The 13,848-nt window shown below is 45.9% G+C and carries 10 protein-coding genes; 2 read left to right on the top strand and 8 right to left on the bottom strand.

Annotation, left to right across the window (positions count from 1 at the left end):
• Positions 1–45: 45 nt before the first annotated feature.
• Both AC3CH3_RS17660 and AC3CH3_RS17655 read right to left on the bottom strand, forming a co-directional pair.
• The gene (locus tag AC3CH3_RS17660) at positions 46–1,488 is read right to left on the bottom strand and encodes an AGE family epimerase/isomerase (RefSeq protein ID WP_488538842.1); all 1,443 of its coding nucleotides are present in this window, start codon (positions 1,486–1,488) and stop codon (positions 46–48) included.
• Positions 1,489–1,631: 143 nt separating this feature from the next.
• Positions 1,632–2,279, bottom strand: a complete 648-nt coding sequence (locus AC3CH3_RS17655; protein WP_488538841.1) for a glutathione S-transferase family protein — start codon at positions 2,277–2,279, stop codon at positions 1,632–1,634.
• Between the two features lie 98 nt (positions 2,280–2,377).
• Between AC3CH3_RS17655 and AC3CH3_RS17650 the strand changes: the two genes are divergently transcribed.
• On the top strand, positions 2,378–3,229 hold the full coding sequence (locus AC3CH3_RS17650; protein WP_488538840.1) for a LysR family transcriptional regulator: 852 nt from the start codon (positions 2,378–2,380) through the stop codon (positions 3,227–3,229).
• 189 nt (positions 3,230–3,418) lie between these two features.
• On the opposite strand, the gene AC3CH3_RS17645 is transcribed toward AC3CH3_RS17650, so the two are convergent.
• The 3 genes from AC3CH3_RS17645 to AC3CH3_RS17635 form a co-directional block, all read right to left on the bottom strand.
• Complete coding sequence (locus AC3CH3_RS17645; RefSeq protein ID WP_488538839.1) at positions 3,419–5,533, bottom strand: methyl-accepting chemotaxis protein; 2,115 nt, start codon at positions 5,531–5,533, stop codon at positions 3,419–3,421.
• 378 nt (positions 5,534–5,911) lie between these two features.
• On the bottom strand, positions 5,912–7,405 hold the full coding sequence (locus AC3CH3_RS17640; protein ID WP_488538838.1) for a cryptochrome/deoxyribodipyrimidine photo-lyase family protein: 1,494 nt from the start codon (positions 7,403–7,405) through the stop codon (positions 5,912–5,914).
• Positions 7,406–7,514: 109 nt separating this feature from the next.
• Positions 7,515–9,305: a sigma-54-dependent Fis family transcriptional regulator gene (locus AC3CH3_RS17635; RefSeq protein ID WP_488538837.1), complete on the bottom strand. Its 1,791-nt coding sequence runs from the start codon at positions 9,303–9,305 to the stop codon at positions 7,515–7,517.
• A 355-nt stretch (positions 9,306–9,660) separates the two neighbouring features.
• Here AC3CH3_RS17635 and exaC point away from each other — a divergent pair, with 355 nt between their 5' ends.
• Positions 9,661–11,181, top strand: a complete 1,521-nt coding sequence (exaC, locus tag AC3CH3_RS17630) for an acetaldehyde dehydrogenase ExaC (RefSeq protein ID WP_004732897.1) — start codon at positions 9,661–9,663, stop codon at positions 11,179–11,181.
• 160 nt (positions 11,182–11,341) lie between these two features.
• On the opposite strand, the gene AC3CH3_RS17625 is transcribed toward exaC, so the two are convergent.
• From AC3CH3_RS17625 to fghA, 3 genes are all read right to left on the bottom strand, one after another.
• Positions 11,342–12,079 carry an NUDIX domain-containing protein gene (locus AC3CH3_RS17625; protein ID WP_488538836.1) on the bottom strand — a complete coding sequence of 246 codons (738 nt, stop codon included), beginning with the start codon at positions 12,077–12,079 and terminating at the stop codon, positions 11,342–11,344.
• A 217-nt stretch (positions 12,080–12,296) separates the two neighbouring features.
• Complete coding sequence (locus tag AC3CH3_RS17620) at positions 12,297–12,698, bottom strand: hypothetical protein (protein WP_019821298.1); 402 nt, start codon at positions 12,696–12,698, stop codon at positions 12,297–12,299.
• A gap of 223 nt (positions 12,699–12,921) precedes the next feature.
• Entirely contained in the window at positions 12,922–13,761 is an 840-nt protein-coding gene (fghA, locus tag AC3CH3_RS17615) for an S-formylglutathione hydrolase (protein WP_488527714.1), read from the bottom strand.
• Positions 13,762–13,848 lie beyond the last annotated feature (87 nt).

The following is a 13,848-nucleotide window of genomic DNA, read 5'->3' as shown; positions in this document are numbered from 1 at the left end:
CCCGTTGCCCTACATCTCAAGTCCATTTAGAGCAAACAACCAACGCTAAGGTCGAATGTTATTAAAGCTGACCTTCTGCGTACCATCTCCAGTGTTATTCAACTTAACCAAATCCCCTTGATAGTAGTAAGGCTCCATTGGCATCTTGCTGTCGGTTGGCCTTGCGTAGTGAAGTACAGCGGGTTTACCTTCCTCTTGTCGAGCATATAAATAGCCAATCAAAGCGTGTTCAAACTGATGGTAACCGTTGCCCCAATGAAAAGCCTTGGTGCGCTTAGGTTCAAGCCCTACACCACCATACTGATGATCGACCCATACATCATGAAACGTCGGTAGCGTGTATTGCAGGACTTCTTTCATTGAATCATCGACAAGCGATACCGTCATCGCAGCTTGGTCGAGCTCTGCCCACTCCCATGACGAAGCCCAGTTCGTGTTTGGCCTGCTTTGCCAGCCCGTAATCTCTTGTCCTTTCCACGCTTGTTGAAGTTCTTCGCCAAAGTATTGGGATACATCGACGAACTCTTTTTGATATTGAGCTTGGTCTAAGGTGTGCTTCATCCCTTTGATGCCAAACTCTGTCCATTCAGAGTTATTCAATGCTTGGCCTGTAAGGTAAGTCATCCAATACGCTTTGATAGTGTGCCCAAAATCGTTGTGATTGGCATTCGGCATCATCGCTGCTTTGTAGTGAATTGCACCGTAGAAGCGATGTTCATCTTCAGAGTGATAGTGATCAATCATGGCTTGTGTGAGCCAGTGTAAGTCATCAAGCCATTTTGATTTAACAGGCTCTTGCAGCAAAGGGGCGACTAACAACATGTAGCCGTTAATTTGATCAAGTTGTGCGACAAGCTCGCGTCGTTCTGCACTGCCATCCTCACCGTCAGCAAGTACCCATGCAAGACCACTGTTGTCGCTAAGTCGATATTTATCAAAGATAAAAGCTTGTTGGGCGATGAGTGCCTGTTCTACCTTTTTGTCTTGGGTTAGGTAGTAATACATCGCGAGTCCAACCAACGCATACGCTTGATCTTGAGAGGTACGTTGCTGCCAATTCTGACCTGCTTTGCCCTCTTTTATGTAGCCAATAAAGCCACCATTTTGCTTATCTTCTAGTTGATCAATGAGGTAGTAGGCGCCTTGTTTGGCAAGCGCTAAAGCCTGCTTGTCTCCGGTAAGGTGGTAGAGCACGCCATAGGCATAAGTTTGACGTGATTTCATGCGCGTAAACTCTTTGCCGAAGTGGGGAGTGATCCAGCCTCTGTCTAATTCAGGACACACATCAGAAACATCGAGCAAGGTACCGTCATCACAACGAAATGTCGGGAAGTTGCCTATCGGTTCTCCCTGAGCACTAGGCATTAGCCAGTAAGGTGCCAGCCCTTCAGAAGCATGATTGATCCAGTCTTCTCCAGAAGGAAGAGGGGCGTTGGCAGATACGGCGAAGCTAGTAATACTGAGTAATGCGATCGTTGCTCGTAACATGATGTTTATCTTAACTATTTGAATTTCTTTGAATATAAACAATCACATCTGCACATTGTGATTAGGCGATCACAATCGACCAAATTAATAAGGTTTAGATAAAAGCTCACAGACTAGTGAGCCTTGGAAGGGTGTCTTGTATTTTATACTGGCTCACCCGCCTCATCTTCTTCAACTACATCGGTTTCTAAGCTTGCCTCTGTTAACCATTTTTGTATTGATGGGCTGTTGAGTACGCGTTGCTGGTATTGTTTTGCTTTTTCTGAAAGCTCTATTCCATAAGTTTCTACACGCAACGCCACAGGTGCAAACATCGCATCGGCAATCGACCATTCACCAAACAACCATCCTTCAGGGTATTGTTCCATTTGTGCTGACCATATTGCATCAATACGTGCGATGTCTTTCAATGCGTCTTCACTGAGTGTGAGCTTTCTTTTGGCGCGGCAGTTCATCGGCATTTCATTTCTGACGGCAAAGAACCCAGAGTGCATTTCTGCGGAAATTGCTCGGGCATGGGCGCGTTCTTTCACTGAACTGGGCCATGCTGCGCCGTTCAAGTGGGCGTCGTTAACGTATTCGAGAATGGCCAATGAATCCCACACTGCAACGTCACCATCAACTAGGGTTGGAACCTTAGCCGTTGGCGTCACTTTCGCCAGAGTGTCGTAAAAATCAGAGGTGAATAGCTTGAGTTTGATGACTTCTGCATTGAGGTTGTAGTTGTCGAATATTAGCCATGCACGCAGTGACCAAGTTGAGTAGTTCTGGTTTCCAATATAAAGCTGCATCCTTGCTTCCTTGCGTTTAGTGAGTATGCATTTGAGCTTAGGGGATTGTATTGCGGCGCACTAACGGATAATTTTGATGCAATACATTAATAAAAACGATGGGTGGTGATTTCAATATGGATATTGATGCTTTGCGAGGTTTTCTCGCGTTCGTAGAAACCAGTAGTTTCACACGTGCAGCGAAACAGATAAATCGCACCCAATCGGCATTCAGTGCGCAGATGCGTAAGTTGGAAGAAGAGCTCAACGTGACTCTTTTCCAAAAAGAAGGACGTAATTTAATACTCACTGAAGCAGGTTTGGCGCTGCGTTCTCATGCCGAACAGTTGGTCGCGCTCCACAATACAGCCCTCAAGCAAGTAAAGCGTTACGAAGACAAACAACCTCTGCGACTCGGCTGCCCTGAAGACTACAACGATACTATTCTGCCGAAAGTGATTCGCCTGTTACAGCAAGCAGAGCCTACCTGTTCTATTCAAATATTTAGCCTGCCCAGCACTACGCTCAGAGAGTGGCTGGATGATGGTCGTTTAGATGCCGCGATTGTCACTAGAGCGCCCGATAGTGAAGAGGGTTACTGGCTGACTCACGATACCGGAGTATGGATAAGCAGCCCTGATTATGTGTTTGATGAGTCTAAACCCGTCCCATTAGCCTTGTTTCAGACCGATTGTAAGTATCACGCTGCGGCAGTGAATGGTTTAACCAAGCAAGGCACGCCTTATCAGTTGTTGGCGTGTAGCAATACGGCTTCTGCACAACGTGCGATCGTTAAAGCCGGATTAGCCATTGGCGCGATAGGTAAGCTGAGCGTGACTTCAGATTTGAAAATTCTTGATGATATGCCGCCGTTACCCTCGGTTGATATTGTGCTGATCTTAGCGAGCAAGCATCATCCCGTATTGGACAAAGAAGTGCTCAATCAACTTGTCGAGTTGGACTCTGATTAGCTTGTTTGTTGGGATAGTTTATTTAGAAAGTTTTGTTAGGCGAGCTTGGTTCCGTAAAATTTAATAGATGAGCTGCAATCGATGAGTTTGAAGTTGAGTGGGGATTAAGAAATGAATAGGCCGAGAACATTACGTTTCTCCGAAAACATGGTGTTTCTCGGCCTAGTTGTTGTGAGACGTTGTTGGTAATTAAGAAAGCTTAAACTTGCTTAACTCACCGTGCAAATCTCCAGCTTTTACGGTCAGTTCGTTACTGATTGCTACTGATGATGTCATGGTGTCCATCACTTCCACAGCGGTGTCATTGATGATCACTACATTGCGGTTAATCTCTTCTGATACTGAGCTTTGCTCTTCGGCAGCCGAAGCAATCTGATTGTTCATGTCGTTAATCACTTCAATTGCTTGGTTGATTTCAGACAAGGCGAGGTGTGCAGCTTGAGTTTCGCCTTTGGTATCGTTCGCTTGCTTCTGGCTTTGCTCCATCAATATCACGATAGATTGAGTCTCTTGCTCTAGGCGAGCCAGCATCGAGCGAATCTCTTCTGTCGAGCCTTGAGTGCGATTTGCGAGGTTACGTACTTCATCTGCCACGACAGCAAAGCCTCGTCCTGCTTCACCCGCACGGGCTGCCTCAATAGCCGCGTTAAGCGCAAGTAAGTTGGTTTGTTCTGCAATGCCACCAATCTCGCTCAAGATACCCTGAATAGCGGTGCTCGAATCGACCAAATTTTGTGTTTGTTGCTGTGCGTCATTGACCTGAACAGCCAAGCTGTCTACCGCGCTGGCGGCATTGTCCATGCGTGTCATGCCATTAAGGCTGTTGCTTTGTACTTGGCTTGCTGCTGCGGCTGCTTGAACGGCTGAGCTTGCCACTTCTTGCGCAGTCGCACTCATTTCATTAATAGCAGTGGCAAGTGAGTTTACCTCGTTAACTTGAGAGTTCAGTTGATCACGAGAAACCTCAGCACGTGCCTGGCCTTCAGAGGCATTTTTATCGACTTGATCGGCCGTTACCATGACGGTAAGTAGCATCTCTTGCATACGAGATAGGAAGGTATTGAACCAGTGTGCAAGCTGCGCGGTTTCATCTTTTCCTTTCACCTCTATGCGATAAGTTAAGTCGCCTTCACCTTGTGCTGCATCTTTAAAACGCTCTACTAAGTTGTTCAGAACCTTGCCCAGAGAGTTGGCAATGAATGCCATTGAGGCAATACCTAGAATAGCTGCGATGATCCCCGCCCACACACCTTTTTCAAGCGCTTTCGAATTCTGAGCATCACTCCATTGTGTGTACTCGTCGACGCTTTTTGTAAGGTGACTACTGGGAACGGACACCATGACTACCCATGGTGCGTCACTTGTCTCGATAGCCGTAATCGCGTATTCATCGCCACCGAAAGTGACAAGGCCAGCGCCTTGGCGTTTAGCGATAGATTGAATCTTCGACCATTCTTTTTCTAGCTCTGGTGAGACTCTCTTACCCACCATGTTTCCAGCACTGCTGTTGGCTAGTGTGATGCCTTTCCATGAAGTGATAAGGATCTTACCCTTGCCATCAAATAGGTTACGTGCAAACAATTCACTCTGGCTTTGCAGTTCGAACAAAGACAAATCAAAGCCAATTGAGCCAATGATTTCTCCGTCTTGTTTGATTGGTTGGCTGATAGTGGTGATGAGCTCTTGTTTACCTCGAACCGGATAGAAGTACGGTTCCATAACAAATGTCTTACCGGTTTGGTAAGGCATTAAGTGCCAGTCGTCTTTGCGCTCTCCGTTACTATTTAGTTCTGTATTGCTAAAGCTTTCCATTGCAACGGCATCAAAGCTATTTTGGTCATTTGGAGAGAAGAAAGGCGCAAGGTAGCCCTGACTGTTAAAACCTAATTCTGTGTTAAAGCCAAGCTTGCTGTCCAATTCAGTTTGTTGAGGCCATGTCTTATTTTCCCAAACCATGTAACCTGCAAATACAGCTTTGTTTTGTGCTTCCAAGGCGGCAGTAAACTGTTTAACGATAAGGTCTGCGCTTGCGTTGTTTTCTGAACTTAGCTCGATGATTGAGCGTGCTTGTTTTAGGTTTGCTAGCACAGGATCAAGTTGGTTAGCGATATTTAAACCCTGTTGAAGGGCCGTGTTTTGTAAGTCCGTTGTAGTGGCATCCGTTAGCTGCATTTTTACTTTTTCAGTAACTTGTTTGTTCACATCGGTAAATGCGTTGGTCGTCATCCCCATTGCGATCAATAGAGTGAAAGCCATCGCCCCACCCGCACTCACCGCAATTCGCGTGCGTATACTGTTAAACATAAGATCCCTGTAACCAAATAGAGGTAGTTTTGCAGAGATTTTAAACAAGATAAGTGAATGGAAAATTCAAGATAATGAACACAAAAAGAATAGGGAGATCAAAATTATAAATAGGATTGCATAACGTGTAGTTTTGGCTTTGGTCGCAACGTTTAGAGGAAGATGAAAATTATCATTTATCAATTGCTAACCTTTTGTATTTATTGGTTTTAATGATAATTAGGACAGCTTGATGTTTTCCTAAGGCTGCGATTCAGCTTTTCTAGTTTGTGACCGTGTGTCGATTACTCATTATATGACAACGGTCACAATTAATTTTATTTAACCTAATGAATTACCACTCTTTTTGTAAGTGATTTAAAGAGGGGACACGTTGTATTAGCTCGCCCGTGTCGATTTGCTTTGCTTCTTCGATGGCCTGACATGGCGAGCCAAAATACGGCTTCGTTCTTGTTTCACTTCCGTCTGCTTTCTCCATGACCATAAACGCACTCGTGCCTCTTTAGCGCTAGCTTCAAGATCGACGACTGGATTAAGGTAAGGGGATTCTGGTTCAAGCTCATGCATCATGACTTCCATAGGCGTCATCTTCCAAGGCTCAAATAGAAGTGGAGTGGGTATGTCTGAAAGTTCTGGTACCCATTTTCGGATGAAGTCTCCTTTTGAATCGTGCTCTTGGGCTTGTTTTGTTGGGTTGTAAATTCGGATTGTGTTGATGCCTGTTACCCCGGCTTGCATTTGAAACTGTGGGTAATGAATGCCGGGCTCAAAATCGAGGAACAGTTGCGCTAAGTGTGTGACACCATCACGCCAGTCCATGTTCATATGGTGAGTGAGAAAGCTCACCAGCATTGAGCGCATGCGGAAATTAATGTACCCCGTATGATGCAGGCAGCGCATACAGGCATCGACCAATGGCACGCCTGTCATACCCATCTTCCATGCCTGAAAATGTGTGGGATCTTTTACCGTTTCTTTTTGTAAGAGCGCTTCGTAGGCGTGATTGATACAGCGATATTCCATCGCGCATTCCGATTCAAACTTCTGCATGAAATGACAATGCCAGTGAAGCCTTGAAGAGAGCGCAATCAAGCTGCGACGAAACCCTGCGACTTGCCAGTGCCCCAATAGGTGTTGATAAACCTCACGCAGCGATATGTTGCCCCAAGCTAAATATGGAGATAGACGTGTACAGGCATGTCGCGAGGCTTCTGGGCTTGAGATACTGCGGTAGTAATCTCGACCACGGCGCTCAAAGAAGTCGTGTAACGTTGCCCATGCCAGTGCACTTCCGCCCGTTTGTATGCCGTTACCTTTGGTTAACCATGCTTCTGGAGGTTCCATAGCTAACTTAAGCTCTTCAGTATCGAGGGTATACAGTGATTCCGTGGTCAACTGACTTTTTGCTATGGGCGTGCGCATGACACTGTTCCAGTGCTTGTCCCAACCGATTCGGTCTTTTGACCCTCTCACGACAGCACCCTGAGCGGACTCTTGCCAATGGATGTTGTGTTCTTGAAACCATTCAGAGATTTGCTTGTCACGATCGAAAGTACAATTTAAGCCTACCTCTTGATGGGAGAATACATTTTGGATGTGGTAACGAGATTGGACCGCTTCGAAGCAGTCGATAGCGTTACCATGGAGTACTGAAACCTGATGCCCGTATTCTTTCAATGACAGGTTCATACACTGGAGTGACTGCCAAACAAATCGCCAATGCCGCTCAGAATAGTGGGCATTGTTTAACAGCATGGGTTCGAAAATGTAGAGCAATATCGTTGGGTGTTTATCAGATAAAGCATGTAGTAAAGGTGCGTGGTCGGTGAGTCTTAAATCTCGCTTTAGCCACACTATGTTGATTGTTTTCATCTGAGCCCTCGATTGTTTTGAAGCATTACGAATCAGAGGGCAAAATGTCTCACTGGAAGTGAATTTTATTTATTGATAACGCAGGGCAGTCGCAGATCGTCAGTGGTGATTACTGAAGAATCCCCAAGCTTTTCAGCTTTCGATAAATGGTATTACGGCTGATGCCAAGTATCCGCGATGTCTTGCTTATATTACCTTGGTTAGCTTGATAGGTTTGTAGCAAGGTTTCTTCAACGGTACTTCTTAAATCGGACTTTGGCCTACCTTCGATAGCATTGGTTGTGATGAACTTATGATGATCATCTTGCGCTAATGACGTGAGGTGTTGAGCAAGATGGCTAGGTACATGTTCTAGCGTGAGTATTGCTTCGTCACTGGCGAGTAGGGCGGCGACCTTAAGTAAATTGTCTAATTCACGTATGTTGCCCGGCCAAGAATAGGCGCACAGCAAAGTCATTAAGTTCGGGCAGATTGTCTGTTCGACTTCTGCGTATTTACGATGAATGTGCTCGATTAAGGCGTGCTTGTCTTGTCGGTGTTGCAAACTTGGCAGAGTAAAGGCCAAGCCATTCAGGCGGTAAAAGAGATCTTGTCGAAACTCTCCGGTTGCGACTAACTGTTCTAGGTTTTTATGCGTGGCAGCGATGATCTGACAATCGACTTGGTAACTCTGATTTGAACCTACTGGCACCACGGATTTGTCTTGCAGAACATGCAGTAATCGGCATTGAGCTTCCAAAGGCATGTCGGCTATCTCATCTAGAAATAAGATCCCTTTATCTGCCTGGCGGATCTTGCCTTGGAAACCTTTGTGACTGGCGCCAGTAAAAGCGCCCGGCGCGTAGCCAAACAGTTCTGATTCGATAAGATCTTTCGGTAGTGCACCGCAATTTACTGCTACTAAGGGTGAAGATTTACGCTGGCTTTGCTTGTGCAGTGCCTTAACAAATTCGCCTTTTCCAACGCCCGTTTCACCTAGGATTAACAGGCTGACCCCTTTATCGATAACTTTATTAGCTTGCTGCCAAGCGTGTTCTATCTGTTGTTCGCCATGGTGCAAATCGCACGATGCTGAAATGGAACGCATACGCTTGGTAGTAGTTCGTTTGAGATGCTGTTTCTCAAACACAAAGGGCGTGTCTAATGAGGTTCGGTTGAAGAGAGTGTCGATGCACTCGCCGACGATTGAGGTTTGATCCAGCAGCTGAGAGGCAACTTGATTGTGCGCCACTACCTCACCAGCTTCATTGGCTATCACTATCCCTTGCCAACCACTGTGCAGTAGTGATTTCTCACACGCGAGGTCAATACGAGTGGTACCTTGCGGGATGTGACTCAGTAGCTGGTTCTCAACAAGCTGAACCATATTTTGAACCAGTAATTGGACGGAGCTGTCGTGTTGTTGCTGCTCGCTGGTGATGTCCAATATGCCAACCATTTGACCTTGATGGTCGAACACAGGGCTTGCTGAGCAACTGATAAATCGGTGCTGGTGGATGAAGTGCTGTTCGCCAATGATGGATACGGGCTTGGCTTCAACAATGGCGGTGCCAATCGCGTTAGTGCCTTTCAGTTGTTCCTGCCAACATGCCCCAGAGCTGAGTGCAATTGACGTCAGTTTCTCTTTAAACCGCTCCTGTCCCCAACTTGCCAGAATTACACCCTCAATATCCGTCAGAATCAAACGACTGTCAGTGCGTGCAAACATCTGATTAAACAGAGGTAGAGCATTACGTTCGACGATTTTAATCAAGTCAGACGATTGATGACGTCGCTGTTTAAGTATCGATTGTGGCAGGCGAATGTCTTCGGGAAGTCGTCTCTGTTTTAGACCTGCTTCTGTGCTGCGGTGCCAAGAAGACGAAAGCCAATCTGAGATGTTTGCTTGTTGAAGGTGCATGACTGTTCCATGTCGTAACAGTGAGGGTGTACCAATTTGGAACAGTTGAACACTGGAGTGGTTTCCATACGGCCGTTCAATGCCAACTCACTTTGGGTTGTAAACGTCTGGTAATCATAGTTTTACAATTTATTAACAACAAGTTTTGAAGTTCTGGCGTGTGATTTGCGTTGTTACTGTTGTGAAGAAAACACGAAGTATCAGTGTTTTAAACAGAAAGCATAAACATGGTGGCTCTCTTCTTACGAGCTTTCTTCTCACGAGATCTGTTCTCAAGGGAAGTCGCCATGCTAGCTCGACAACATAAGCTTAATAAAGAATAAACAACGACTAAAAATCAAAGAAGGATCTAACTATGATTTACGCACAGCCGGGTAGTGATAACGCAGTGGTGAACTTTAAAGCGCAATACGATAACTTTATCGGAGGCGAGTGGGTGAAACCTGTTAGCGGCGAGTATTTTGATAACACTTCCCCAGTGAATGGTCAGGTGTATTGCCAAGTGGCACGTTCAACCGAGGCGGACATTAGCTTGGCACTCGATGCAGCGCATGCCGCTCGTGCTAGTTGGGCTGCGACGAGCGTTACTGAACGTTCGAACATCCTGCTTAAAATTGCCGACCGCATTGAAGCAAACCTGGAAGAAATCGCAGTCGCTGAGACGTGGGAAAACGGCAAACCTGTACGTGAAACCTTAGCGGCCGATATCCCGTTGGTTGTCGATCACTTCCGTTATTTCGCGGGTTGTATTCGAGCGCAAGAAGGCAGCGCAGCAGAGCTAGATTCAAACACGGCAAGCTACCACTTTCCTGAACCAATTGGCGTAGTAGGGCAGATCATTCCTTGGAACTTCCCGATTTTAATGGCGGCTTGGAAGCTGGCACCAGCACTGGCAGCAGGCTGTTGTGTGGTGATGAAACCCGCCGAACAAACACCAACATCGATCTTAGTGATGATGGAAAAGATCGCCGATCTTCTACCTGCAGGCGTCGTCAACATCGTGAATGGTTTTGGTAGCGAAGCAGGCCAAGCATTAGCAACTAGCGATCGTTTGGCTAAGTTAGCATTCACAGGCTCCACAGAAGTTGGGCATCATATTCTGAAATGTGCGGCTGAAAGCTTGATTCCATCAACGGTTGAGCTTGGCGGTAAGTCTCCAAATATCTATTTCCCAGATATCTTTAACCATGAAGACGAATACCTCGATAAGTGTGTCGAAGGCATGCTGCTTGCGTTCTTCAACCAAGGTGAAGTGTGTACCTGTCCATCACGTGTGTTGATTCATGAATCGGTCTACGACAAGTTCATCGCCAAGGTAGTTGAGCGTGCTCAAACCATTAAACAAGGTAACCCGTTAGATACCGATACTCAGGTTGGTGCACAAGCTTCTAAAGAGCAGTTCGATAAGATCTTGAGCTACCTAGAAATCGGTCGTCAAGAAGGTGCGAAAGTGCTAACAGGTGGTGAAATCGCGCAGCAACCAGATGATCTCGGCAACGGTTACTACATTCAGCCAACCATGCTGGAAGGACACAACAAGATGCGTGTGTTCCAAGAAGAGATCTTCGGCCCAGTTATCGCAGTAACGACGTTTAAAGACGAAGCAGAAGCACTAGAGATCGCTAATGATACCGAGTATGGCTTGGGTGCTGGCGTTTGGACGCGTGATGCAAACCTAGCGTATCGCATGGGGCGCAACATTGAAGCGGGGCGTATTTGGGTGAACTGTTACCACGCGTACCCAGCACATGCCGCGTTTGGTGGTTACAAGAAATCGGGCATTGGCCGTGAGACACACAAGATGATGCTCGATCACTACCAAAATACGAAGAACCTGTTGATCAGCTACGATACGAATCCGCTGGGCTTCTTCTAATACAGGTTTGTTCTAAGACGGATTAGCTTTAAGTGTTAGATAGTTGAGGGAGTGAAGAATAACTAACAACGCAGTCGGCTTAATCAAGAAAAATAAAAAGTGAAAGCAAAACCAAAACGCTCAATTCATTTGAGTTGGGCGTTTTTATATCTGAATCGTTCTAGCTTTGTGAAAAGAAGATCTCTGGCTTGTGGACAGGGCCATAGTTGCCTTCTAGCTGAATGAGTTCCAAACCTTGCTTTTCTATCAGAGAACCAACCAATTGGCGGTTAAACGGGTAGCTGTCGGGGTTGTTAATATACTCTTCAACATCAATCCATTTAGCTTCTGCAATTTCATCAGTGTCTTGAATCGCGATATTTTGAGTTTGAGCGATAAGGTGACAAATAAAGTAGAGGTTTGATTTACCGAATTGATACGGGTGTCTTGTCGCCATGCCAACCACAGAAACGAACGTTGCCTCGATACCGGTTTCTTCCAATGTTTCCCGAACTACCGATTCCTCAATACCTTCACCCAACTCAATATGGCCGCCAGGTAATTTGTAGCCTGTCATACCGTGCTCTTTAATCATCAGCACTTGATTATGTTCGTTGGTGATCAATGCGCCTGCGCCCAAGGTGTGGGTCGGAATGAAAGGCACAAACTCTACAATCTCGGATTTGTGGATCAGCGTAATCTCGTCTTCTAGACAGTTGTGAAACACAAAGCCAAGTTCAGTCGCCACTGGAATAAGGTGCGAGAGCGAAATAGGCAAGCTAATCCAAATTATGCCTTTGTTATTCTGCTTTGAAAATTCGGTGATCTCGCTGAGTTCGGCATTGAAAGAGTCAGCATCGTGAGGGGCTGTTGCTGGGTCGATGATGATGCCGTTAAATTTGTCGAGCGTAAATTCCACGGGTGATCCTTTATTATTTTTGATTTATTGGGAGTCGAGCATAGGTGGAGCTTATCGTATCTTAAGGGCTTATAAAACCTGCTCTGCTTGTAGCATTTTTAGAGTACGGCAGTCGTGGGTAAAAAGTGAGGGAGAGTGTAAAGCGGGCGGCTTGAAACAAAAACTGCGCTTGGAAGCCAAAGCGCAGTCTGAAGATAAATCTTATCTAAGGTTTACACTAACGAATATAGTTTGCATCAACACTTACGTACCAGTGCTGAAGCTTGCCGTCAGATTTTTTGATCCACAAATCGTTGGTGTAGCTCTCGATCTTACCGTTAACCGTTAAATTGAACGTGTTCTCGTCGAATTCGCCAAGCTTCACGAACTGGTCTGTGGTAATCAAAAACGGGTCCATGTCGTCCACGCCAACCACATCAGAAATCACATAGTAGTGGTAAGTCAGCGGCTTGCTCGCGTCATTCGGATTGCTGCGATACGCCACAAGCTTGAATGGTTCCGTTAATGGAACGTCGAGCGTTTGTTTGTCCATGGTCGCTGGAATCGGGATAAACAGCCAAGCGGTAAATAGACCGCTTAATAAAACCATTAGGAAGAAAAGAGTCTTAATTGCTTTCATAGCAACCTTCAAAATAGGTGATGTTGAAGGTTGCTATAATAACAGGTTTGATTTGCTGATTGTAAGAGTATGAATAAGTGAAGGAGATACCTGTCTGTTAGGAAGTTTGAATGAATTGACACACTGTTCACAACCCTTGGTTTACATTGATCTGTGCGAGTAATGAACAGGCATAAAAAAGCCCGCACCTTGCGTTTACAAGGTGCGGGCTAAATTCATCTGGCTACTTGTTTAAGTAAGCCGCGTGGAACTCAATGTGCTCATCAATAAAGCTAGAGATGAAGAAGTAGCTATGGTCGTAACCTGGCTGCATACGTAGCTCTAAATCGGCATTGGTTACCTTAGCCGCTTCGACTAATTGCTCAGGTTTAAGCTGCTCAATCAGGAAGTTATCGGCTTCACCTTGGTCAACCAACATTGGCAGCTTAGTGCCTTTGGTTTTCAAAAGCTCAGAGGCGTCGTACTGTTTCCATTCTGCAATATCTAAGCCTAGATATTGGTTGAATGCTTTCTGTCCCCAAGGGCATTGCATTGGGTTGGTGATTGGGCTGAATGCCGAGATAGAACGGTAGCTATCTTCGTTCTTGATGCCAATCGTTAGGGCACCGTGTCCGCCCATGCTGTGACCAGAAATCGACTTCACTGAAGTCACAGGGAAGAAAGACTCAATCAAGGCTGGAAGCTCTGTTACCACGTAATCGTACATGTGGTAATGGCTGTCCCATGGTGCTTGAGTGGCATTCACATAGAAGCCTGCACCTTGGCCTAAGTCGTAGCTTTCATTGTCGGCAACACCTTCACCACGTGGGCTAGTGTCTGGTGCGACAATCGCGATACCTTGTTCAGCCGCAGCTTTGAACGCGCCAGCTTTTTGCATGAAATTTTCATCGGTACAGGTTAAGCCTGATAGCCAATACAAAACAGGAACTGGGTTTTCTTTGCTTGCATTTGGCGGCAAGAAAATCGCAAAACGCATGTTGCAGTCAAGCGTTGCAGAAAAGTGGGTATATTGTTTGTGCCAACCACCAGCAACCTTTGCTTGGCTAATGTTTTCGATTGTCATCTATTGTGCTCCGTTAGGTTGATGGCTTTGGGGAATAACATGTCTATATCATTTAAAGTTTCACCACCCACCGGGCAGGAGGTGGTG

This window comes from Vibrio sp. QJM3NY_35, assembly GCF_057785915.1.
The sequence above is the reverse complement of the archived record's forward strand: the minus strand, read 5'-3'. Positions and strand labels throughout refer to the sequence as shown.